We start from the raw sequence: 22857 nt of genomic DNA, 5'->3' as shown, positions 1-22857 counted from the left end.
CGAGGAGGCGTGATGTCCGCCGTGACCGGTGACCGGGTGCTCGTCCGTGCCGTACGGCACGGCGGCCCGTGGGTCGCCGTCCTGGTGCTGGCGGCCCTGGCAGTCGCCGCGGCGGACCTGCTGCTCCCGGCCGCGCTCGGCGCCGCCGTCGACGCGGCCCTGACTCCCGGTGCCCGGCCCGGCCGGTGGATCGCCGCGGCCGTCGCCCTGATCGTCGTCATCGCCGTCGCCGAGATCCTCACCGGTCTCGCGGCCGGCCTGAGCACCGCCCGGGCCACCGCCCGGCTGCGGCACACCCTGGTCCGGCACGTGTTCGCGCTAGCCCCCGGCGCCGCCCGCCGGCACCCGGCCGGCGACCTGGTGAGCCGCCTGGTGGGCCAGGTGCCCGGCGCCGCCGGAGCCGGCGCCGCCGTGGCCCTGGCCGGCACGGCGCTGGTGCCGCCCCTGGGCAGCCTGGTCGCCCTCACCATCATCGACCCGTGGCTGGGCGCCACCTTCGTCACCGGCCTGCTCGTGCTGACCCTGCTGCTGCGCACGTACGTCGTCGACACGGCCGACGCGACCACCCGCTACCAGCGCACCCAGAGCGACATCGCGGCGCGGCTGACCGAGGCACTGACCGGCGCGCGCACGATCACCGCGGCCGGCACGGTCGAGCCGGAGATCCGCCGGGTGCTGCGGCCCCTGCCCGACCTCGGCCGGCACGGCGCCCACACCTGGGACGCCATCGGCCGGGCCGCCGCGCAGGGAGTCCTGCTGGCACCGCTGATGCAACTGGCCGTCGTCGGCGTCGCCGGGCTCGCGCTGAGCGCCGGCCGCCTGACCCCCGGCGCGGTGCTGGCCGCCCTGCAGTACGTCGCGCTGGGCGCCGGGCTCGGCGGGGTGGTCGGTGTCCTGGGCCGGATCGCCCGCAGCCGGGCCGGCTGCCGCCGCACCGCCGAAATCCTGGCCGAGCCCCTCCACCAGTACGGCGGCCAGGACCTGCCACCCGGCAACGGCCGCCTGGAGCTGCGCGGCGTCACCGTGCACCACCCGGCCGGCGCGGACCACCCGCCCGTGCTCGACCACGTCGACCTGGTGATCCCGGCGGGCGCCACCGTGGCGGTCGTCGGCCCGTCCGGTGCGGGCAAGTCCACCCTGGCCGGGGCCTGCGGGCGGCTCCTCGACCCGGACGAGGGCGAGGTCCTCCTCGACGGCGTGCCGCTGCCCCGGGTGGGCCACGACGCCCTGCGCCACGCGATCGGGCACGCCTTCGCCCGGCCCGTCCTCGTCGGGGCGACCGTCGGCTCCGCGATCGCCCTGGGCCCCGGCTCCCCCGCCGGGCACCGGATACGCGCCGCCGCCCAGGCAGCCCGCGTGGACACGGTCGTCGAACGCCTCCCCGACGGCTACGACACCCGGCTCGCCGACACCCCGCTGTCCGGTGGCGAGGTGCAGCGGCTCGGCATCGCCCGCTCGCTGGGGGCGGAACGGCTGCTGGTGCTGGACGATGCCACCTCCAGCCTGGACACCGTGACCGAGTACGAGGTCGGGCGGGCGTTGCTGGATGCGGCTGATCGCCGTACCCGGGTGGTCGTCACCCACCGGGCCGCCACCGCCGCCCGGGCCGATCGGGTCGCCTGGCTCGACCGCGGCCGGCTCCGCGGCTACGCGGAGCACCGGGTGCTGTGGCAAAACCGCGCCTACCGGGAGCTGTTCGCCGGAGAGGACCGATGAGGTATCTGCTGCGGTTCCTGCGCCGCCACCCCGCTCCGCTGGCCCGGCTCGCCTGGTGGTCGGCCGTCGAGGCGGTGCCCGCCGTGCTGTCCGGGCAGGCCATCGCCCGGGCCGTCGACCGTGGCTTCCTGGCCGGCCACCCCCACACCGGCCTGGCCTGGCTCGGCCTGCTCGCGGCGGCGGTCATGCTCGGCGCGTACGGCACCCGCAACACCTACCGTTGCCTGGCCGGCCTCGCCGAGCCGCTGCGCGACGAGCTGGTGGCCCACGTCGTCGGCGGGGCGCTACGCGGAGCCGCCGACCGCTCGGCCGTCGCCCGGCTCACCCACCAGGTGGAGATCGTCCGCGACACCTTCGCCGGCGCGGTCATGACCGTACGCGGCTTCCTGTTCGCGGTGACGGGAGCGCTGCTGGGCCTGGCCGCTCTGGCACCGCAGGTCGCCCTGGCCGTGGCGGTGCCGATGCTGGCCGGCCTGACGTTGTTCGCCGTGACCCTCCCGGCGATGGTGGCCCGACAGCGCGCGTACGTGGCCGCCGACGAGCAACTGGCCGACGAGGCGGGATCCGCGTTCGCGGGCCTGCGGGACGTGGTCGCGTGCGGGGCGGAAAGCCGGATGACCGCAGAGCTCGCCGACCCGGTGGACGCGCAAGCGGCGGCGGAACGCTCGGTCGTGCGCATGACCGCCGTACGCGGACTCAGCCTCGCCCTGGCCGGCTGGCTCCCGGTGGTCATCGTGCTGCTGGCGACACCGTCGCTGATCCGCGGCGGCCTCACCGCCGGGGCCGTACTCGGTGCCCTGACCTACTTGCTGCACGGGGTGCAACCGGCCCTGAACACCCTGATCGGCGGCATGGGCGGCGGAGGCGTACGGCTCACCGTGACCCTGGACCGCATCCTGCAAGCGGGCAAGCAGCCGGCACCCGCACCGGTCACCACAGTGCGGCAACCCACCGATGCGGAGGTGAGCCTGCGCAGGGTCACCTTCTCCTACAGCCGGCACGCCGAGCCGGTGGTCCACGACCTCGACCTGACCATCACCGACGGCGACCACCTGGCCATCGTCGGCCCCAGCGGCATCGGCAAGTCCACCCTGGTCGCGCTGCTGGCAGGCACCCTGCGACCCCGGCAGGGCCAGGCCCGGCTGGGCGGTGCCCCGATCGCCGACCTGGACGCGCGCACCCTGGCCCAGCACCGGGTGCTGATCCCGCAGGAGGCGTACGTGTTCAGCGGCACGCTGCTGGACAACCTCCGCTACCTGCACCCCGACGCCGACCGCCACAAGCTCGACCACGCAGTGGCCGCCGTCGGAGCGGACGACCTGGTGGCACGCCTCGGCGGCTACGAGGCGCCGATCACCCCCGACGTGATGTCGGCGGGCGAACGGCAACTCGTCGCGCTGGCCCGGGCGTACCTGTCCCCGGCCCGGCTCGTCCTCCTCGACGAAGCCACGTGCCACCTCGACGCGGCCGGCGAGGCCCGCGCCGAACGGGCCTTCGCCGACCGCCCCGGTGCTCTGGTGGTGGTCGCCCACCGAGTGAGCTCCGCCGTACGGGCCCGCCGCATCCTGTTGCTGGACGGTAAGGACGCGACCCTGGGAACGGACAGGTCGCTGCGGCTCAGCTCACCGCTGTACCGCGAGATCGCCGGCCACTGGGACGTACCGTCACCGGAACCAGCCCGCCTCCTCAGCCAACCGGACAGCCTCCAACCGGTTGCGCGCGCCGGTCTTACGCAGAACCGCTGAGATGTAGTTCCGGACCGTCCCCGGCGTCAGATGCAGCTTCGCGGCAACCTCCTCCGAAGGCACCCCCGAAGCCACAACACTGAGCACATCAAGCTCCCGTGGCGACAACGGACTACGCGGAGCGGCCACCATGGCAACGGCCAGGCTGGCGTCGATCACCCGTTCGCCACGAGCCAGCTGCCGGATACCCCGTACCAGCTCACACGGCGCGGCCTGAGTGCCGACAACACCCCGGACATGAACGTCCAAAACCCGGCTGAGCCGCCCCGGAGCATCCGGACCGGCCAGCACCAACGTGGCGCACCGGGGCTGCTCAGCGGCCAGCCGATCGATGGTACGGAGCCCGTCATCAGCCAGCAGGTCGACGTTGACAACAGCAACATCCGGCGGAACGGCCCGCGCCATGTCCAACGCCTCGTCAAGGCAGCCCAGATCGGCGACCACCTCAAAATCCTCCTCCAGCGACAGGGTCGCCGCGAGAGCGCCACGCAACAGATTGACGGGTTCGACGAGCAGAATGCGGATCACAATGGCCTCCCAGCCAGGGTCAAAGCTTCGCGGTGGGAATGCCGGCAACTGAGCGGGCTCGGCCACGGTGGCGGGCGGAGCACGGAAGCCGGCGGACGGCCGATCGCGGGTCCGTCTTCGGACCGGCGTGGCCTGTTTTCTGTCCCCGGAGGGAGGGCGATCAGCTGGGAGGTCCGCTGTAGCGGACGGTCCGCCCGTGGGCGGAGGTGTCATCGGCTGCGGAGAAGCGGCCGGTGGCGATCTCGGGGCGCCAGAACGACGGGACGGTGCCCATCGTGGGCGAGCCGGTGCCGCCGGAATCGCGGGCGTGGCCCGTGCCGGCGGAGTCTGCGGGCTGGTGCGGCGGGGCGGGCAGCGGGGTGGGGAAGTCTGTGGCCTGAGGCTTGGCGTGCCCGCCGTGGTCGACTGTGGTCGCGGTTGATGCGTCGCGCAGGTCGAGTGCGGGCATCGGGCCGGTCTGCGACAGGGCCGGTGCCGGGTGGGCCGGGGTCCGGGCGAGAGCGGCTTCTTGTCGCGGCTCGGTGGTTGTGGTCTGCGGCTGGAGCTGCTCTTGGGCCGTGGGCGGCACGGGGTTGGCGGGAAGCGTGGGGAGGTGCGGGCTTGCTGGTGTTGCGGGCGCCGTTGGGAGCGCGGGTGCGACCGGTGTGGGTGGCAGGGCGGGCGCTGGAGGGAGGTTCGGCAGCGCGGGCAGCGCGGGCAGGGCGGGCAGCCCGGGCGCCGCGGGTAGGGCGGGGAGCGTGGGCAGCGTGGGCAGGGCCGGCAGCGTGGGCAGCACAGGCAGGGCCGGCAGCGTGGGCAGCCCAGGCGCCGTGGGCAGGGCCGGCAGGGCCGGCGATGCGGGCAGGGCCGGCAGAATGGAAAGCGACGACAACGCCGGCAGCGACGGCACGAGCGGCAATGCAGTCACCGCGGGCACGGCCGGCAACGCAGCCGAGGCGGGCAACGTCGGCAGGGCGGGCAACGCAGGCACGGCAGGCAACACAGGCAAGGCGGGCAGGGTAGGCAGCGCGGGCACCGCCGGCAACGCAGGCAAGGCGGGCAACACTGGCAGGGCAGGCGCGGCGGGCACGGCCGGCATCGTGGGCAGAGCCGGCCGGATGGGCGTCGTGCTGACTGCCGGAGGTTCCGACCCCGATGGCAGCGCCGGAATGGCGGGCAACGTGGGCGACAAGGCGCGCGAAGGCCGCGTGGGGTGTGCCGGCACCGCGGGCTGCTCCGGCAGCGCGGGCGCAGAAGGAAGGGCCGGCTCAAGTTCCGGATTCGCGGGCAACTGAGGCTGGACTGGACGCGGCGGGGCGTCCGCGGGCGCGGGCGACCGTGGTGCTTCAGGCAGTTCGGGAGCCGCCGGCATGTCGCGGACAGCCGGCAGCGTGCGGCTGACCGGCAGCGCTGGCAGCTGCGGTGGCTTGGATACGACCGGCGAGCCCGGATTGCGGTTTGCCGAGGCAGTGTTGGGCCGCGGCGATCCCACGGGCCGGCCAGGTCGCTCATCCGCGGAGGACTTCGCCGGGCGGAGAGTCATCATCCGCCCCGCCGTCAGGCCAGTCTCACCATCGGGGAGCGCTCGCCGAACGAGTTCGGACGGTCGAACCTCCACCGGCGGGCTGTCGGCAGAAATCTCCTTCGCGTCCACCTCGGATGCAGCATCCAGCCGGCTCCTGGCTCTCGAAACCGCGTCCGTCTCGGGAGCGGTGATGGCAAGGCCCTTCCGCGCTCCCCTTTCGGGCGCGTCGGTCTCGCGGCCTTCGGCCTTCAGACCCGAATCCTCAGGATCGTCCGATCCGGAAGAGGTGGCCTTGCGGCGGTCGACCTTCGCAGTCGCAGCAGTCCGCGGCCCCGAAGGGGCGCTCGTCCGCCCAGCCGCCTCCGCTACCCGACCCTTCCGCGCCTCCGCCGTCGAGACCTTCCCCGCCTCGGCGTTCGAAGCGGTGACCTTCCGACCGTCCGCCTTCGAAACCCGTCCCTCCGCCACCTCGACCTTGGAGACCGAGACCTTGGAGACCGAGACCTCAGAGGCCGAGACCTTCTGGCCGTCAGACCTCGACTCCGGAGCTTTGGACGCGGCAACCTTCCGGCCGTCCGCCGTAGAACCGCCGACGTCCCGGCCATCAGCCCTCGAAGGCCGAGCCTTCCCCGAAACCGGAATCTTCCGATCCTCCAGGGAAAGCGGAGCCTTCCGCGCCCGAGGAACCGTCCGCCCAGCAGCAACCGCTTTCCGATCCGAAGAATCTACGAATTTACCCCCATGGATCTTCGGAACAGAGTCCCCCGAAGCCGAGCCGTCCTTTTTCGCATTGTCTGCGAGATCCCGGCCGGCCTCAGCAAGACCCACCTTTCCGCCGCGATCAATAACACCCGCATCAGCACGCGCAGCGTGATCAATAACACTCAGAGCGAAGTAAGCAGCAACAACCAACCCGACCATCACCAGCAGCCGGAAGATGCGCTGAGCTGCTGCTCCAGCGACATTCCGGCGCACCACGAACCCCCACTCGATCATTTACCCGGGCAATCGACTTATTCCTACCCACCAATCGGAAGCTAACACCGCACCACCGCCACCGCAGAACTCACCCGGGCGCCTCTCACCCATTCGTGAGCCTGAGAAAGATCGAATCATGCCGCCCGGGACAGCCCGCGCAGTCTGCTGTGGAGCTCCGTCGTCTCCGGCGCCGGGCGGGCACCGACCTGGGTTTCCAGCACCCGCACCAGCTCCTCGTACTGGCGCAGCGCCCGCCCCCGCTCCCCCAGCGCGGCATAGCAGCGCATCAAAGCCCGGTGCGCCCCCTCCAGCAGCGGATCATGCGCGACCAGCCGCGCGAACACGTCCGCGGCTTCGACGAAGCGTTGTTCCCGCGCCAGCAGGCCGCCGAGGCTGCGGAGCACGTGCTCGTACTCTCTGCGCAGCTCTTCCCGGTGCGGTTCCGCCCACGCACCGACCGGGGTGTCAGCGAGGAAGTCGCCCGGATAGCAGGCGGCGGCCCTGGTCAGTCCCTCGATACCGTCGCGCCGGGCTGCCGCCTGGAAGTCCGGGACGTCGTGGCGCAGCGTGCCGACCGCTTCCAGGTGGTACGCACCATCAGCGAACCGCACCCGCGCAGCCCCGTCGAGGGCCCGGCGCAGGAACTTCAGGCACGTGTGGAAGCTGTTGCGCAGCTCGGTCGCCGACGCCTCCGGCCACAGGGCCAGCCCGATCTCCGCCTTGGTGCTGCCCGGCCTGGTGAGCAGGTAGAACATCAGCTCGCGGGGTTTGGCGTAGGTCCAGTCCTCCGGCCCGAGCGCTCGGCCGTCCACTTCGACCCGGCTGCGCCCGAGCGCGTGGACCGCCAGCCCAGACTGCGGCACCAGGCGTGGGGCGGGCGCCGGGACGGGCGGCGAGGAGGTCGCCGCGGCCACGGCCTGCTCCACCGTCAGCGCTGCACCCTCCAGCGCGGCCCGTTCGAGGTCCGGTTGACTCAGCTCAGCCCGTACCCCCTGCACTCGCCTCTCGTGGTCCGCCAGGTCGCACGGCGGCAGCGGCGTGCCCAGCTCCCGGCGCAGGCGGTCGGCTGCGGCCAGCAGCCGCGCCCCGGTACGGGCATCAGCCCCCACCCCCGCCAGCGCCTCCAGCACGCTGGCCGTCCGCCACCGATCGCCCAGCTCGTGATGCACCGTGAGGCTCCGGCGCAGCCGGGCCACCGCCTCCGCCCGATCGCCTCGCGCCTCCGCGATCAGGCCGAGTTGCTCGTTCGCCCAGGCGGTCGCCTCGCGCAGGCCCATCCGCTCGGCGTCGGCCAGGCTCTCGCGCAGCAGCCGTACGGCACCGTCCGGATCACCCCCGCGGAAGGTCGACGCGGCCAGGTCGATCAGGGCACCGACGACACCTTCGGTGTCGCCCAGCTCGCGGAACCGGCGCAGCGCCTCGCCGGACAGTCCGGCCGCCCGGGCATGGTCGCCCTCCAGCCACGACGTGAAGCCCAGCAGTTGCAGCGCCCGGGCCTCGCCGACCGGTTCGGCCAGCCGCCGCCACAACTCCAGCCCTTCCTCATGGTGCGCGCGGGCCTCGGCGTACCGGCCGCGTTCCCGGGCGATGCTGCCGAGGGTCTGCACCGCCTCGGCGACGCCGCGCTCGTCACCGGTCGCCGCGAACAGTTCCCGGGCCCGGGTCAGGCGGGCTGCGGCCGCCGCGTAGTCACATTGCAGGAATTCCAGCCGTCCCAGCGCGGTCAGGGCCTTGGCCAGGGCGGCCGGTGCGATGTCGCGGTCCACGCCCGACACGGCCGCGTGCAGCCAGTGCCGGCCTTCCGCGTACTGCCCGGTGAGCTGCCAGTAGCGACCCAGCGCCCCGGCCAGCTGCACTTCGAGCGGCCCGTCGTCGCCGCGCGCCCAGGTCAGCGCGGCTCGCAGGTTGCCCCGGTCGCGGTGGAGCCGGTCACGCCAGAGCGGCTGGTCGACGCTGCTGAGGCCGCGTTCCGCTTGCCGGGCCACGTCGAGCATGTACGCGGCGTGCCGGGCCGCCACCGCCCGGCGCTGATCTCCGAGTCGCTCCGCCGCGTACTGGCGGACGACTTCGAGCAGGCGGTAGCGCTCCTCGGCGGCGTCGGTGCGGGCCTGCACCAGCGACTTGTCGACCAGGCGGGCGAGCAGGTTCAGGGTGTCGGTCGGGTCCTCGCCGGCGACCGCGGCAGCTCCGTCGACGGTGAAGCCGCCGCGGAACACCGACAGCCGGGCGAACAGCTCGCGTTCGGGGCCGGGCAGCAGGTCGTAGCTCCAGTCCAGGGTGGCTCGCAGGGTCGCCTGCCGGGCCGGCACGTCGCGGTTGGTGGTGACCAGCAGCGAGACGGCGTCGTCCAGCAGCGCGACGATCCGCGGCAGGGGCAGTACCCGCAGGCGCGCGGCGGCCAGTTCCAGCACCAGGGGCATGCCGTCGAGGCGGCGGCAGAGCCGGGCCACGTCGGCGGCGTTGTCGTCGGTGATCGTGAAGTCGCGGCGGGCCAGGCGGGCCCGGTCGGCGAACAGCTGCACGGCCTGGCTGTCGGCGAGGTCCGCGGCGTTCGGTGCCGGCAGGTCGGCCGGTACGGACAGGCCCTCCACCCACCAGGTGGTCTCCCCGGTGACGGCCAGCGGTTCCCGGCTCGTGGTGAGCACCCGCAGGCCGGGGCAGGCCCGCAGCAGCTCGGCGACGAGCTCCGCGCAGGCGGCCACCAGGTGCTCGCAGTTGTCGAGGACGAGCAGTCCCGGGTGTTCGCGCAGGTGGGCGACGACCATGTCGGGTCGCGAGCGGCCGGGCACCTCGGCGACACCGAGGACGTCGGCCACGGCCGCGACCAGCAGCGCCGGCCGGTCCAGCGGGGCCAACGAGATCCACCAGGTCTGGCGCCCGGGGTCGTCGGTCAGCCGGTCGTGGACCGCGTGCGCGAGCCGGGTCTTGCCGCTGCCGCCCGGGCCGACCAGGCTCAGCAGCCGGGTCCGGCGGACGGCGGTGACCAGGGCGGCGACCTCGGTGTCGCGGCCGACGAACCGGGTCAGCGGCGGTCCGGTGGCCGGTCCGGGGCCGGTGCGCCGCGGTGCGGCGACGAGCGAAGCAGGCATGGCGGGTGCTCCGACGCCGGGGACAGGACGGTTCGCCCCACGACGGGCGAAGTGAACTCCAGCGTCGGGTCCGGCGCCGGGACGGTCAACCCGTCTGTCGGCTACCCGCCGGGCCGCGACCTGCGTCCCCCCGCGTCTCCCCCCGCACCACCCCGCGCTGCCCCCCGCACCCGCACCGCAGCCTTGGGTCGTTCCACGGGGCCCGGTCCGACGGGCTCCGCCACACACAGGGGAGATCATTGATGCGCACCAACCCGTTCCGCCACCGGCTGCTCCAGCTCGCTGCCACCGCGGCCGTCGTACCGGTGGCCCTGCTGCCGTTCGGACCGGCGACGGCCGCGCCGTCGGCCGCGTCCTTCGCGGCGCCGTCCTTCACCAAGATCGAGGGGGCCGCGAGCGACGCGGCGGGCCTGCAGCCCACCGTCGACGCCTACCGCGCGCTGCTCGGCGAGCCGAACAACGGCAGCGCGCCGGGAAGCCAGCCGGCCGGGCGGCGCGAGATCAACTGGGACGGTACGCCGGACGCCCAGTCCGCGCCGAACCTGCTGCCCCGCGACTTCTTCAACACCACCGTGCCCCGGGGCGCGGTGTTCTCCACCGGGGCCGGCAACAAGTTCCAGGTCAGCGCCGACAGCGACAACCCGACCCAGACCGCGGTCCGGTTCGGCAACATCAACCCCCAGTACCGGGAGAACTTCAACGTGTTCAGCGCGCAGCGGCTGTTCACGCCGCTGGGCACGAACAAGATGAGCGTCCGGTTCTTCCAGCCGGGCACGACCAAGCCGGCCACGGTGAAGGGCTTCGGCGCCGTCTTCACCGACGTCGACAAGGCCGGCCCGACCAAGATCGAACTGTACGACCAGTGGGGCACCCAGCTCTGGTGGCAGGCGGTGCCCAAGGGCACCACGGCCAACCGCAGCCTCTCGTTCCTGGGCGTCAAGACCACCGCCGACGTGTACGAAGTCCGCATCACCACCGGCAACGCACCCCTGAGCAGCACCAACACCGACACGTCGACCCGCGACGTGGTCGTCATGGACGACTTGCTGTACGGGGAGCCGCAGCCGCTGTCCTGACCACGACAGCCGACACAGCGTGGCCGGGGGTGCTTCCGCCCTCGGCCACGCCGCGCGTCACACCACCACGCCGTCGATCTGCAGGGTCTGGACCGAGGCCGCCGGGAACGGGACAGTGATCCGCTTGCTGACGACCCGCTGGTCCTGACGGGCGGTGTACCGGTCGGAGCCGCCCGGGACCGTGGACCAGCGCGGAACCACGCCGCCCGTGCCGCCGGTGGCCTGGCCGAAGCGGGACAGGTCGAACGTCAGGTTCTGGGCGGCACCGGCGTTCAGCGCCACGATCACCAGGCGTCGGGCGGCCGCGTCGTAGCCCGCGATCGCGTAGTCCACGCCGAGGTCGATGATCCGCATGCCGGGGCGGATGTGCCGGGTGAACTGGGCGAGCGTGTAGTACTTCGTCTCGATCGCCCCGGCGGTGGCCGTGCTGCCGTTATAGCGGATCGTGCCCCAGCCGGCCGACGGGTCCATCACCTGCCAGTAGCACCATGCCGTCGGGTGTAGCCAGCGCCAGTCCATGCACAGGTTGCGGGCCATGGCCAGGCCGGTGCCGTCGCTGTCGCCGTGCTCGGAGTTCCACAGCACCTTGTTGTCGGCGCGGACGGCGTTGTAGAGCAGGTCGCGGCGGGTGTCCGGGCCGTAGCCGTGCACGTTCACCTGCCGTACGAGTGCTTTGGTGGCACTGTCGAAACTGCTCCACGTCGCCCGGGCGGCGTCGAAGTTGGTCTCGTCCGAGGCCGAGATCGTCACGCCGGTCAGGCCCTGCCGGTTCAGCTCGGTGCGCAGGTGCCCCAGGACGCTGCGCTGGGTCTGCGCGTCGATGTGACAGCCTTCCTGGGTGCCGTCGGCGCGCCACCAGCCGGCGGAGGGCTCGTTGAACGGGTCCACGGTCCGGAAACGCACGCCCCACCGCTCCTGCGCGTAGCGGGCGGTGACGGCAAGGTGGTGGGCGTGCTGACGGTGGTTCCACGCCTGCAGGTTCAGCCCGCCGCCGGCCGCACCGGACGGGTTGTGGTTGCCGCACATCCACCACATCGGGGAGTTGGCGAACAGCTCGCTGATCGCGCCGCGCTGGGTCGCCTTGACCAGGGCGGCGCGCTGCTTGGCGTCCACGTTCCAGTTCCACGCCGACGAGGCGGGGTCCTCGTTGGTGTAGTCGAGCCAGAAACCCTCGATCTGCTTGAAACGCGGAATGTTGGGCGAGGCCACCATCCGCTCGCCGTTGATCGCGTTCCAGCTGCTGGCGCCCAGGTTGTAGCGGGCTATGGTGAGGCCGAGGCCGGGCAGCGTGGTGCCGTTGTACGACACGTTCTTCATGGTGAAGAAGAGGTCGGCGAAGTCGTCGCGGTCGCCGAACACGTCGGCCCACCAGGCCAGGGAGGTGCCCCAGCCCTCCCACGCGCCGAAGTCGGCGCCCGGGTTGACGGCGATCGTGGCGTCCGCCCACGCCGGTCCCCCGCCGAGGGTGCCACCGGCGACGGCGAGCCCGGTTGCTCCCGCGGCGGCGAGAACCGTCCTTCTTGTGGTCATGGAGTCCTCCCGAGAGTGGTCACAGGCCCCAGCCCCAGCGGATCTGAGCGAGACCGGAGGCGTTGTTCACCGCGAGGCCGCTGCCGCTCTGCCGGGTCAGTGAGTAGGTGTCGCCGGTGCGCAGCCCCGGCCAGTAGACGATGCCCATCTGCCGGGCCCGTGCCAGGTCCGTCGTGGCTGCGAGGTACGCGGTGAAGGTGTTGCCGTCCTGGTGCCCCGCGCTGTAGTTCAGCCCGGTGGTCATGGGCGAGCCGGCCTCGTCGATGATGGTGCGCGAGGAGTACGACCCGAGCCGGTTGCTGAGGTTGCTGGTCCACGCGGCCCGGGTGGTGTCCGAGGCCCAGAAGCCGTAGAAGTGCAGCGACAACAGGGTGCCGCTGAGGGCGCTCGCCGCGCCGACGCCGGTCACGTTGTCGTTGTAGCCGGTGCCGCTGATCACGACCCGCCCGCGCGGGATGTTCGCGTGCCGCGACAGCCAGGTGGAGCACAGGGACACCCACGCGCTGAGGCTGTAGCCGAACGGCTCGTTCATCGGCTCGAAGTAGACGTTGCCGTTGCCGCCGTAGTCCCCGGTGACCCGGTCCCACATGGTGTTCCACGCGGCGGGGTCGTCGACGTAGCCGTCCTTGTTCGCCTCCCAGTACGACAGGATGACCTTCATCCCGTGCCCGAGCGCCGAGTCGATCGCGCCCTTGTAGCGGGCCCACCAGTCGGAGTTGACGCTCTGCGGGTTGATCGGCAGCCGGACGGTGTTGGCGCCGACCTGCTGCTGGAAGCCGGTGATGACGCCGTCCGCCTTGGTCCGCACGGTGGCGTAGGAGTCGGCCGCGGTCAGACCGCTGGGGATGACCCAGCCGTCGACGTAGTTGTCGCGCTGGTCCGCCCAGTTGACGCCCCGGAAGCCGTTGGTGGCCGCGGATGCGGGCGTGGACAGGGTGAGCAGCGACGCGGCGAGCGCTACCGCCGTCATCGCGCTCAGGAAGGCTCGTCTCAATTCGACTCCAGTGCTCAAGGCCGGATGTTTACGCAAACACGACCGGCCGCCGGAAGTCCGCCGATGACATCGATGTTGCTGAATGATTGCGCTAACATTGCCGGGGTGTCAAGGAGAAGCTGATGACCGGAGAGAGCGCGGAAGAGCTGCGCGAGAACATCGTGCGGGCGGCCATGCCGCTCCTGGGCGCGTACGACACCGTGACCACGGCGCAGATCGCCCGGGCCGCAGGCATCGACGAGGCTGACCTGCTGGCCGTCTTCGCGGACAAGGAGGCGGTCATGCGGGCCTGTGCAGTCAGGATGACAGAGCAGGTGACCGCGCTGCTCAACCCGGCCGAGGAGGTACGGGAGCTGGACGCGATCCCGGCCGACCAGCCACTCGCCGCGCGCCTCATAGCCGTGATCGACATCCTCGACGGCTATCAACGCCGCGTCCGTACCGAGCTCGAGGCCCTGCAGGAAGCCGTCTCGGCCGGTGTACCCGGCCCTCGCCCGGTCAGCCGCCAGGATCTGCGAACCGCCGGCAGGCTGCCCGAGATCCAGGAAGCTGTCGCGAGGGTGCTGGAGCCGGACCAGCAGCGCCTGCGTCTCCCGGCCGGGTTCCTCGCGGAAGCCTTCCTCGGCATGGCCCGGACGGCACAGTCGCCGGTGCCGGCCGAGCAGGTCGTCGACGTCTTCCTGCACGGCGCGCTGAGCACCGGCCGACAGAACTAGGCGGCACCCGTGGTGGATGCCGCCCGGTCGTGCGTGGTCGTGGGTTACTTGAGCCAGGGCAGGCGCTGCACCAGCGGTAGCCGGGCCCACATCTTGCCGAGGCCGAGGGTGTCACCGGCGGCGGTCAGAGCGAGCAGAGCCAGGACACCGGCGTAGATCAGGTGGTCGTCCATGAAGGGGTTGTTCTCCGGAGGCAGCACCGCGGTCCACATGAGAACCAGCAGCACACCACCGGCAGCGGCGGCCAGGCGCATGCCGATGCCGAGGATCAGGGCTGTGCCGATCGCGGCCAGGCCGAGCATGAACAGCCAGTCAGCCCAGGCCGCACCGGCGATGCTGTGGTAGATGCCCTCGAACGGACCCGCGACCGCCTTGCCCAGGAAGCCGTTGGTCGGGCTGCCACCCTTGATCCAGGCACCCTTGTCAGGGGTGGCCAGGCCGAGGCCGAACAGCTTGTCGATGAACGCCCACAGGAACACCCAGCCCAGCGCCAGACGCAACCCGGCGAGGGTGAAACGAGTGGCCTTGCTGCGACGGGACTCCGTGACGGTCGTGCCACCGGTCTTGAGGGAGACCCGGGTGGTGCGGTGCTGGACGGCGGTCATGGCGTCCACGTCCTTTCTGGTTCGTTGGCTACATCCCTATTCCAGTCGGGATCGACGCCCGTGATCAGTGCCGCACTGCCGTACCTTTCGGGACCTTCGGCCTACCCGAGCTTGGCGACGGTCAGCAGCACCGCGGCGTCCTCGAGCGCGGTCAGGCTGTGCCGGGCGTCCGGCACGGTGAGCAGGTCACCGGTCGTCCCGTCGGTGGACGAGTCGCCGCTGGTGAGGCGAACGCGACCGGCCAGGACCTGCAGCGTCGCCTCGCCCGGGTTCTCGTGCTCGTCCAGGGCCGCGCCGGCGCGCAGTGCGACCAGCGTCTGCCGCAGGGTGTGCGTGTGCCCGCCGACCAGGGTCCGGGCGCCGCGGCCGCTGGACGAGCCGCGGGCCGTGTCGAGGAGTTCGGTGGTGAGGGTGGTCAACGATGTGGGCATGACGCTCCTTCAGGTGGTGACCGGACGGCGGGCCAGGCCGCTCATCTTGACGGCGGTATAGACGGCGGCCGCGATCGCGACGTCCGACAGCAGCATCAGGCCGATGGCGTACGAGCTCTCGGCGCCGTACACCCAGCCCATGATCAGGGGTGGGACGAAGCCGCCGAGGCCGCCCGCCGCGCCGACCACGCCGGTGACGCTGCCGACCTTGTCCGCCGGTGCGACCTTGCCGACCAGGGCGAACACGGCGCCGCTGGCCGCTCCGAGCAGGCCGGCCATGGCCAGGAAAGCGACGGTGGCGACCGGGACGAGCGGCGGCTGGAACGCCTGCACGACGGCGAACAGCGCGGTTCCGGAGAAGCACCACACCAGCACGGGCACCGGGTGCAGCCGGTCGGACAACCAGCCGCCCACCGGCCGGGCGATCACGGCCAGGACGACAAAACCAGCGGTACGCAGGGCGGCGTCGTTGGCGGTGAGACCGTACGCCTCGCGCAGGTACGCCGGCAGGTAGACGCTGAACGCGACGAACCCGCCGAAGCCGACGGCGTACAGGAAGCACATCTGCCAGGTGACGGCCAGGCGCCCGACGTCCTTGATCCGTCCCCAGGCCGAGCCGGCCGGCCGCTGCCGGTCCGGGGCGTCGCGGATCAGCAGGAAAGCGGCCATCGCGTACGCCGCGAGGAGCGCCGCGACCAGCAGGAACGGCGCGTTGTCGCCGTAGGTGTCAGCCAGCTTCACGGTGGTGAAGTTGGAGATCGCCGTGCCGCCCATGCCGACGCCGAAGACGCCGATGGCGAAGCCCTTGCGGGCCGGCGGATACCAGCCGGAGACCAGCGGCACGCCGACGGCGAAGGTGGTGCCGCCCAGGCCGAGGAAGAAGCCGGTGACGATCAGCGCCGGATACGACGACACCACGGTCAGGGTCAGCACCGGGACGATGGTGGCGATGCTGACGAGCGGGAACATGATCCGGGCGCCGTACCGGTCGGTGAGCGCGCCGACCGGGATCCGGCCGAGCGAGCCGACCAGCACCGGCACCGCGACCAGCAGGGACTGGGCCGCAAAGCTGAGCCCCAGGCGTTCCTTCACGCCCGGCCCGAGCGGGCCCAGCAGGGCCCAGGCCCAGAAGTTCACCAGGAAGCCGATGGTCGCGAGGATCAGGTTGCGGGTGGCGCCCGGTCGCATCGCGCCGACGGTTGTGGACATTGTGTTTCCTCGGGTCGGGCCGGTCAGCCGCGGTCGCGGCCGGATCGGGTGGGGAGCTTCGGCGGGCCTTCCCAGCCGGGCCGCGACGGACGCAACCCGGGCCGGGTGTCCCGGCTGCGGTAGGGCACGTAAGGACGGGTCAGGTAGCCCACTGGTGCACTGAAGGCGTGCACGAGGCGGGTGAAGGGCCAGAAGGCGAACAGCGAGAACGCGGCGATGATGTGGAGCTGAAAGCCGATCGGGACGGCGGCCATGATCTCCGGGTCCGGGCTGAGATAGAACAGTGACCGGAACCACGGTGAGATCGTCTCGCGGTAGTCATAGCCGTCGCCGGCCACGTTGGCCCGCAGTGTCGACCACAGTCCCAGCACGATCACCCCGGCCAGCACCAGGTACATGGCCTTGTCGTTCTTCGTGGTGGCGGCGAAGACCGGACCGGTGAGCCGGCGCCGGGCGATGAGGATCGCCATGCCGATCAGGGTGCAGAAGCCCGCGACGGTGCCGACGAACACGGCCGTCAGGTGGTAGGCGTGCTCGGTGATCCCGACGGCCTCGGTCCAGGCCTTGGGGATGATCAGGCCGCCGACGTGGCCGATGAGGACCATCAGCACCCCGAAGTGGAACATCGGGCTGCCCCAGCGCAGGACCGCGCTCTCGTACAGCTGGGACGAGCGGGTGGTCCAGCCGAACTTGTCGTAGCGATGCCGCCAGATCAGGCCGCCGACCAGCACGGCGATGCACAGGTACGGGAAGACGACCCAGAGCAGCACGTTCATCGCCGGCCTCCGGTGGTGTCGACGAGTCCGAACGGTTCGAGCCCGACCTGTTCGACCGGCGGTCCGGTCTGGGCGAGCCGGACGGCGGCCGCGATGTCTCCGGGCTGAGGCGGGGGCAGCATGGCTCGTACGGCCTCGATGACGTGCCGGTAGACCGACTTCTCGGTGTGCAGCGCCTTGGCCAGCAGGTCGAGGCCGATGCGGTTCTCCCGGAGCAGCCGCCACCCGTCGTCGTCCAGCACTGCCAGGTCGAGCACCGCGGGCAGATAGTCCGGCAGCTCGCCGTCGACGAGCCGCAGACCCGCGTTCTTGTACGCCTCCGCGAACAGCACCAGCGCCTCGCCACGCTTACGGGTGTCACCGGCGGTGTAGTAGGTCAGGTGCAGGCAGCAGCGGCGACGGAAGTCGAACAACTCGACGTAGGTGGCCGCCAGCGTGGCCGGGTCATCGGCACGGCGGTGCTCGGCGACCACCCGCAACGGCTGCGCGATCGGCGCCGGCAGGTCGTCGAGTGCCGCCACGAGCGTGGGCAGCACCGACAGCACCTCGTGGTCGGGGTACCGCAGCAGCAGGGAGGCGGCGCGGGCCGCGACAGGCCGCCAGGCCGGGGTGGTCACTGGTCGTCTCCGTCCTTCTTGGGCGGGAAGAGTCCCTCGGGGCGGCCCTTGCCGTCCCAGTTGAGCAGGTTGACCCGCTTGTGCTTGTCGTCGGGTGCGGCGGTCGAGTCCGCGGTCTGGCGCTCCCGCAGCATGTGGAAGTTCTCGATCGAGATCGGGGCCGGCGTGCCGGAGGCCTCGCCGAACGGCCCGGAGCCGCCCATACCCGGGCCGCCGTCGGTGTCGAGGCTGCACTCGGTGGCCAGTTGTTCGAGGTGGTGGGCGTCCTCGGCGTGTGCGGCCGGGATGACGTAGCGCTCCTCGTACTTGGCGATGGCCAGCAGCCGGAACATGTCGTCCATCTCGGTGCCGGTCATGCCGACCGCGGCTGCGAGGGATTCGTCGCGCTCCTCGCCGAGGTTGATCCGGCGCTGGTAGGCGCGCATCGCGGCGAGCCGCTGCAGGACGGCGGTCACCGGGGCCGGATCGCCGGCGGTGAACAGCCCGGCCAGGTAGTCGACCGGGATGCGCAGCGCGTCGACGGCCCCGAACAGGTTGTCCAGGTCCTCGCCGTCGTGACCGGTGTCGCGCAGGATGTCGACGACCGGGGACAGCGGCGGGATGTACCAGACCATCGGCATGGTCCGGTACTCCGGGTGCAGCGGCAGCGCGACCTGGTACTTCATGATCAGGTCCCAGATCGGGGAGCGCTGAGCCGCGGTGATCCAGTCGTCCGGGATGTCCGCCGCGCGGGCCGCGGCGATGACCTTCGGGTCGTTCGGGTCGAGGAACACCGACTTCTGTGCCTCGAACAGGGCGTGCTCGTCCTTGACCGCGGCGGCCTTTCCGACGGCGTCGGCGTCGTACAGCATGAGCCCGAGATAGCGCAGCCGGCCGACGCAGGTCTCGGAGCAGATCGTCGGCTGGCCGATCTCGATGCGCGGGAAGCAGAAGGTGCACTTCTCGGCCTTGCCGGTGCGGTGGTTGAAGTAGATCTTCTTGTACGGGCAGCCGGTCACGCACATCCGCCAGCCGCGGCAGCGGTCCTGGTCGACCAGCACGATGCCGTCCTCGGCGCGCTTGTAGATCGCCCCGGACGGGCAGGAGGCCGCGCAGGACGGGTTGAGACAGTGCTCGCAGATGCGGGGCAGGAAGAACAGGAAGGCTTTCTCGTACTCCTGGCGCACCTGATCCGACAACTGCTGCAGGATCGGGTCGCCGGCGGCGATCTCGTTGCCGCCCGCGAGCGAGTCGTCCCAGTTCGCCGACCAGGTCACCTTGGTGTCCTCGCCGGTCAGCAGGGACTTGGGCCGGGCCACCGGGGTGTCGTCGCCGGCCGGGGCGGTGAGCAGGTGGTCATAGTCGTAGGTCCAGGGTTCGTAGTAATCGGCCATGGCGGGCATCTTGGGGTTGGCGAAGATGCTGAACAGCTTCTTGATCCGGCCGCCGGCCCGGGGCTTGAGCCGCCCGGCCCGAGTACGCGTCCAGCCGCCCTGCCACCTGTCCTGATCCTGATAGGTGCGGGGATAGCCCTGCCCGGGCCGCGACTCGACGTTGTTGAACCACACGTACTCCACACCGGAGCGGTTGGTCCACGCCTGCTTGCAGGTGACCGAGCAGGTGTGGCAGCCGATGCACTTGTCGAGGTTCATCACCATCGACATCTGGGCCATGACGCGCATCAGTACTGCACCTCCTGGGAACGACGGCGGATGACGGTGACCTCGTCGCGCTGGTTGCCGGTCGGGCCGAGGTAGTTGAACGCGAACGACAGCTGCGCGTAGCCGCCGATGAGGTGGGTGGGCTTGATCAGCAGCCGGGTCAGCGAGTTGTGGATGCCGCCACGCCGGCCGTTCGTCTCCGACTTCGGCACGTCGATCACCCGCTCCGCCGCGTGGTACAGGTACACGGTTCCTTCGGGCATCTTGTGCGTCACCACCGCACGGCACACCACCACGCCGTTGCGGTTGACCGCCTCGATCCACTCGTTGTCCGTGACACCGATCTTGGCGGCGTCCTTCTCGCTCATCCACATCGTCGGCCCGCCGCGCGAGAGCGTCAGCATGATCAGGTTGTCCTGGTACTCGGAGTGGATGGACCACTTCGAGTGCGGCGTCAGGTAGCGCACCGTCAGCTCCAGCTCGCCCTTGGCGCCCAGGCGCGGCTCGCCGAAGAGTTTGTGCATGTCCAGCGGCGGCCGGAAGACCGGCAGCTCCTCGCCGAGCTCGGCGATCCAGTCGTGGTCGAGATAGAAGTGCTGCCGCCCGGTGAGGGTGTGCCAGGGCTTGAGCCGCTCGACGTTGATCGTGAACGGCGAGTACCGGCGGCCGCCGTGCTCGCTGCCGGACCACTCCGGGCTGGTGATCACCGGGACGGGCCGCGACTGACAGTCGGCGAAGCGGATCTGTTTGCCCTCGTGCTCGGCGGCCAGGTCGGCCAGCCGTCGGCCGGTGCGCCGTTCCAGGAACTCGAAGCCCTCGGTGGCCACCCGGCCGTTGGTGGTGCCGGACAGGGCCAGGATGGCCTCGCAGGCCCGGATGTCGGTGTCCAGGCGGGGACGGCCGTCGGCGACGCCGCCGCGGACGGTGCCGTTGACCTGCCCGAGGAATGCGATCTCCGGGCTGACGTCGACGGTGACCGCCTTCGTGGTGGTGCCGAGCCGGTCGAGCAGCGGGCCCAGGGCGCCCATCTTCGCGCTGATCGCGCCGTAGTCGCGTTCCACGACGATGAACTTGGGCATGGTGCGGCCCGGCACGGCGGGGACCTCGCCGGTCTGCCAGTCCCGCACGACGCCGCCGGGGGTGGCCATGGCGTCCGGGGTGTCGTGCAGCAGCGGCGCCGCGACCAGGTCCTTACGGACGCCCAGGCGCGGACCGGCCAGCTCGGAGAAGACCTTGGCGATGCCGTGGAACGCGTCGAAGTCGGTGCGGGTCTGCCACGGCGGGTTGATCGCCGGGGTGAACGCGTGGATGAACGGGTGCATGTCCGTGGTGTTGAGGTCGTGCTTCTCGTACCACGTCGCCGCGGGCAGAACCACGTCGGAGAACAAGGTCGTGGAGGTCATCCGGAAGTCCAGCGACAGCAGCAGATCCAGCTTGCCCTCCGGCGCCTCGTCGTGCCAGACGACGTCCTGCGGGCGCTTCTCCGGCGGTGCCTCCTCGGCGCGCAGTGACGCGTCGGTGCCGAGCAGGTGCCGCAGGAAGTACTCGTTGCCTTTGGCGGACGAGCCCAGCAGGTTGGCCCGCCACACCGTGAGGACACGCGGCCAGTTCTCCGGTGCGTCCGGGTCCGTACCGGCGAAGCGGAGCCGGCCGTCGACCAGCTCCTGGGTCACGTGCGCGGCGGGGTTGTCGGGTGCGGCCGCGAGGGCTTCGTCGGCGAGGTCGAGGGGGTTGCGGTCGAAGGTCGGCATCGACGGCATCCAGCCCAGGCGGGCCGACTTGGCCAGCAGGTCGGCGGTGTGCCTGCCGGCGAACTCGCCCTTGGCCAGCGGCGAGGTCAGCACGTCGGCGCCGTACTGGTCGTAGCGCCACTGGTCGGTGTGCAGATACCAGAACGCGGTGCCGATCATCTGCCGCGGCGGCCGGACCCAGTCCAGCCCGAAGGCCAGGTGCGACCAGCCGGTCACCGGCCGGCACTTCTCCTGCCCGACGTAGTGCGCCCAGCCGCCGCCGTTGACCCCCTGGCAGCCGGTCAGCGTGGTCAGGGTGAGCATCGCCCGGTAGGTGGTGTCGGAATGGAACCAGTGGTTGGTCCCCGCACCCATCAGGATCATCGACCGGCCGCCGGAGCGTTCGGCGTTGTCGGCGAACTCGCGGCCGATCCGGGCCACGGCCACGGCGGGTACGCCGGTGATCGGCTCCTGCCACGCCGGGGTGTACGGCACCTCGCCGTCGTCGTAGCCGCTCGGCCAGATCCCGGGCAGACCCGGGCGGGCGACGCCGTACTGGGCCAGCATCAGGTCGAAGACCGTGGTCACCAGCTTGCCGCCGACTTCGGCGGTGGGTACGCCGCGGCGCATCAGTTCCGGGGTGTCGTTGTCGAAGCGTGGCAACGCGATCTCGGCGCCCTCACCACCGGCGCAGCTGAGCCGGGGCACGACATCGCCGAGATCGAGGTTCCACCGGCCGACCCCGGCCTCGCTGAACCGGTCCCCCAGCGATCCGCCGGGCACCGCGGGCGCGTCGGTGACCGAGTCCCACAACACCGGCCGGAACGCCGCCTCGGCCCCGGTCTCCCCCAGGTCGGCGGCCGTCACGAACTTGCCCGGCCGGTAGCCGCCGCCGTCGACCGGCTCCAGCGCGACCAGGTACGGCAGGTCGGTGTAGCGCGAAACGTAGTCGGCGAAGCGCGGCGTCACCTTGTCGACGAAGAACTCCTTGAGGATGACGTGACCCATCGCCATCGCCAGGGCGCCGTCGGTGCCGGGCTGCGCGGGCAGCCACTCGTCGGCGAACTTGACGTTGTCGGCGTAGTCCGGCGACACCACGACGACCTTCTGGCCGCGGTAGCGGGCCTCGGCCATCCAGTGCGCGTCCGGGGTACGGGTCACCGGCACGTTGGAGCCCCACATCACCAGGTAAGAGGCGTCCCACCAGTCCCCCGACTCGGGCACGTCGGTCTGGTCACCGAACATCTGCGGCGAGGCGACCGGCAGGTCGGCGTACCAGTCGTAGAACGACAGCATCGAGCCGCCGATCAGGCTCAGAAACCGGGCGCCGACGGCGTGCGACACCATGGACATCGCGGGGATCGGCGAGAAACCGGCCACCCGGTCCGGGCCGTACGCGCCGATGGTGTGCACGTGGGCGGCGGCGACGATCTCCTGCGCCTCGTCCCACGACACCCGGACGAGTCCGCCCTTGCCGCGGGCCCGCTGGTAGCGGCGGCGGCGTACCGGATCGGCCTGGATGTCGGCCCACGCCGCGACGGGGTCACCGCCGAGACGGGCCTTGGCCTCCCGGTACATCTCGATCAGCACCCCGCGGGCGTACGGATACCGCACCCGTGTCGGTGAGTACGTGTACCAGGAGAAGGCCGCGCCGCGGGGACAGCCACGCGGCTCGTACTCCGGCCGGTCGGCGCCGACGCTGGGATAGTCGGTCTGCTGCTGCTCCCAGGTGATGATGCCGTCCTTGACGTACACCTTCCAGGAGCACGAGCCGGTGCAGTTCACCCCGTGCGTCGAGCGCACCACCTTGTCGTAGGACCAGCGGTCCCGGTAGAAGCTGTCCGCCTCCCGGCCGCCGATCTGGTGCAGCGTACGGCCGTCGGCGGAGACCTCCGCCCGCCGTACGAGTCCGCCGAACGCCAGTAACGCCCGCGCCGCCGTTCCGCTCGCTCCCGCCATGTGTCCTCGCTCCC

At 71.6% G+C, this 22857-nt stretch carries 17 protein-coding genes; 5 read left to right on the top strand and 12 right to left on the bottom strand.

Annotated elements, in window-relative coordinates; all coding sequences use genetic code 11:
* The first annotated feature begins 12 nt into the window (after positions 1–12).
* Entirely contained in the window at positions 13–1716 is a 1704-nt protein-coding gene (locus ACQP2Y_RS23530) for an ATP-binding cassette domain-containing protein (protein ID WP_433716873.1), read from the top strand.
* Complete coding sequence (locus tag ACQP2Y_RS23525; RefSeq protein WP_433716871.1) at positions 1713–3461, top strand: ATP-binding cassette domain-containing protein; 1749 nt, start codon at positions 1713–1715, stop codon at positions 3459–3461. Before ACQP2Y_RS23530 ends, ACQP2Y_RS23525 begins: the two co-directional genes overlap by 4 nt.
* Here ACQP2Y_RS23525 and ACQP2Y_RS23520 read toward each other — a convergent pair.
* Together ACQP2Y_RS23520 and ACQP2Y_RS23515 are read right to left on the bottom strand one after the other, a co-directional pair.
* Positions 3381–3989 (bottom strand): LuxR C-terminal-related transcriptional regulator, encoded by a 609-nt coding sequence (locus tag ACQP2Y_RS23520; RefSeq protein WP_433716869.1) that lies wholly within the window; start codon positions 3987–3989, stop codon positions 3381–3383. The genes ACQP2Y_RS23525 and ACQP2Y_RS23520 overlap by 81 nt on opposite strands.
* Positions 3990–4149: 160 nt before the next feature.
* Positions 4150–4860 carry a hypothetical protein gene (locus ACQP2Y_RS23515; RefSeq protein WP_433716867.1) on the bottom strand — a complete coding sequence of 237 codons (711 nt, stop codon included), beginning with the start codon at positions 4858–4860 and terminating at the stop codon, positions 4150–4152.
* On the opposite strand from ACQP2Y_RS23515, the gene ACQP2Y_RS23510 reads away from it, so the two are divergent.
* Positions 4844–5263, top strand: coding sequence for a hypothetical protein (locus tag ACQP2Y_RS23510; protein WP_433716865.1), 420 nt, complete (start codon positions 4844–4846; stop codon positions 5261–5263). The two genes, ACQP2Y_RS23515 and ACQP2Y_RS23510, sit on opposite strands and share 17 nt — an antisense overlap.
* 1342 nt (positions 5264–6605) lie before the next feature.
* Here the strand turns inward: ACQP2Y_RS23510 and ACQP2Y_RS23505 are convergent.
* A complete protein-coding gene (locus tag ACQP2Y_RS23505; RefSeq protein ID WP_433716863.1) occupies positions 6606–9560 on the bottom strand; it encodes a BTAD domain-containing putative transcriptional regulator in 2955 nt (984 codons plus the stop codon).
* 242 nt (positions 9561–9802) lie between these two features.
* Between ACQP2Y_RS23505 and ACQP2Y_RS23500 the strand changes: the two genes are divergently transcribed.
* Entirely contained in the window at positions 9803–10636 is an 834-nt protein-coding gene (locus tag ACQP2Y_RS23500; protein ID WP_433716861.1) for a hypothetical protein, read from the top strand.
* A gap of 57 nt (positions 10637–10693) precedes the next feature.
* Here the strand turns inward: ACQP2Y_RS23500 and ACQP2Y_RS23495 are convergent, their stop codons facing one another.
* Complete coding sequence (locus tag ACQP2Y_RS23495; RefSeq protein ID WP_433716859.1) at positions 10694–12166, bottom strand: hypothetical protein; 1473 nt, start codon at positions 12164–12166, stop codon at positions 10694–10696.
* A 19-nt stretch (positions 12167–12185) separates the two neighbouring features.
* A complete protein-coding gene (locus ACQP2Y_RS23490) occupies positions 12186–13136 on the bottom strand; it encodes a cellulase family glycosylhydrolase (RefSeq protein WP_433716857.1) in 951 nt (316 codons plus the stop codon).
* A gap of 146 nt (positions 13137–13282) precedes the next feature.
* Between ACQP2Y_RS23490 and ACQP2Y_RS23485 the strand changes: the two genes are divergently transcribed.
* Positions 13283–13876: a TetR/AcrR family transcriptional regulator gene (locus tag ACQP2Y_RS23485; protein ID WP_433716856.1), complete on the top strand. Its 594-nt coding sequence runs from the start codon at positions 13283–13285 to the stop codon at positions 13874–13876.
* Between the two features lie 44 nt (positions 13877–13920).
* On the opposite strand, the gene ACQP2Y_RS23480 is transcribed toward ACQP2Y_RS23485, so the two are convergent.
* The 7 genes from ACQP2Y_RS23480 to ACQP2Y_RS23450 form a co-directional block, all read right to left on the bottom strand.
* Positions 13921–14481 carry a hypothetical protein gene (locus ACQP2Y_RS23480; protein ID WP_433716855.1) on the bottom strand — a complete coding sequence of 187 codons (561 nt, stop codon included), beginning with the start codon at positions 14479–14481 and terminating at the stop codon, positions 13921–13923.
* 101 nt (positions 14482–14582) lie between these two features.
* Positions 14583–14912: a cupin domain-containing protein gene (locus ACQP2Y_RS23475; protein ID WP_433716854.1), complete on the bottom strand. Its 330-nt coding sequence runs from the start codon at positions 14910–14912 to the stop codon at positions 14583–14585.
* Between the two features lie 9 nt (positions 14913–14921).
* Positions 14922–16121, bottom strand: a complete 1200-nt coding sequence (locus ACQP2Y_RS23470; RefSeq protein WP_433716853.1) for an MFS transporter — start codon at positions 16119–16121, stop codon at positions 14922–14924.
* Positions 16122–16144: 23 nt separating this feature from the next.
* Complete coding sequence (gene narI / locus ACQP2Y_RS23465; RefSeq protein ID WP_433716852.1) at positions 16145–16897, bottom strand: respiratory nitrate reductase subunit gamma; 753 nt, start codon at positions 16895–16897, stop codon at positions 16145–16147.
* The gene (gene narJ, locus ACQP2Y_RS23460) at positions 16894–17514 is read right to left on the bottom strand and encodes a nitrate reductase molybdenum cofactor assembly chaperone (RefSeq protein ID WP_433716851.1); all 621 of its coding nucleotides are present in this window, start codon (positions 17512–17514) and stop codon (positions 16894–16896) included. Before narJ ends, narI begins: the two co-directional genes overlap by 4 nt.
* Positions 17511–19175: a nitrate reductase subunit beta gene (gene narH / locus ACQP2Y_RS23455; RefSeq protein ID WP_433716850.1), complete on the bottom strand. Its 1665-nt coding sequence runs from the start codon at positions 19173–19175 to the stop codon at positions 17511–17513. Before narH ends, narJ begins: the two co-directional genes overlap by 4 nt.
* Positions 19175–22843: a nitrate reductase subunit alpha gene (locus ACQP2Y_RS23450; protein WP_433716849.1), complete on the bottom strand. Its 3669-nt coding sequence runs from the start codon at positions 22841–22843 to the stop codon at positions 19175–19177. The genes narH and ACQP2Y_RS23450 overlap by 1 nt, the downstream gene beginning before the upstream one ends.
* Positions 22844–22857 lie beyond the last annotated feature (14 nt).

The sequence above is a fragment of the Actinoplanes sp. CA-051413 genome (assembly GCF_050955795.1).
Taxonomy (GTDB): Bacteria; Actinomycetota; Actinomycetes; order Mycobacteriales; family Micromonosporaceae; genus Actinoplanes.
The sequence above is the reverse complement of the archived record's forward strand: the minus strand, read 5'-3'. Positions and strand labels throughout refer to the sequence as shown.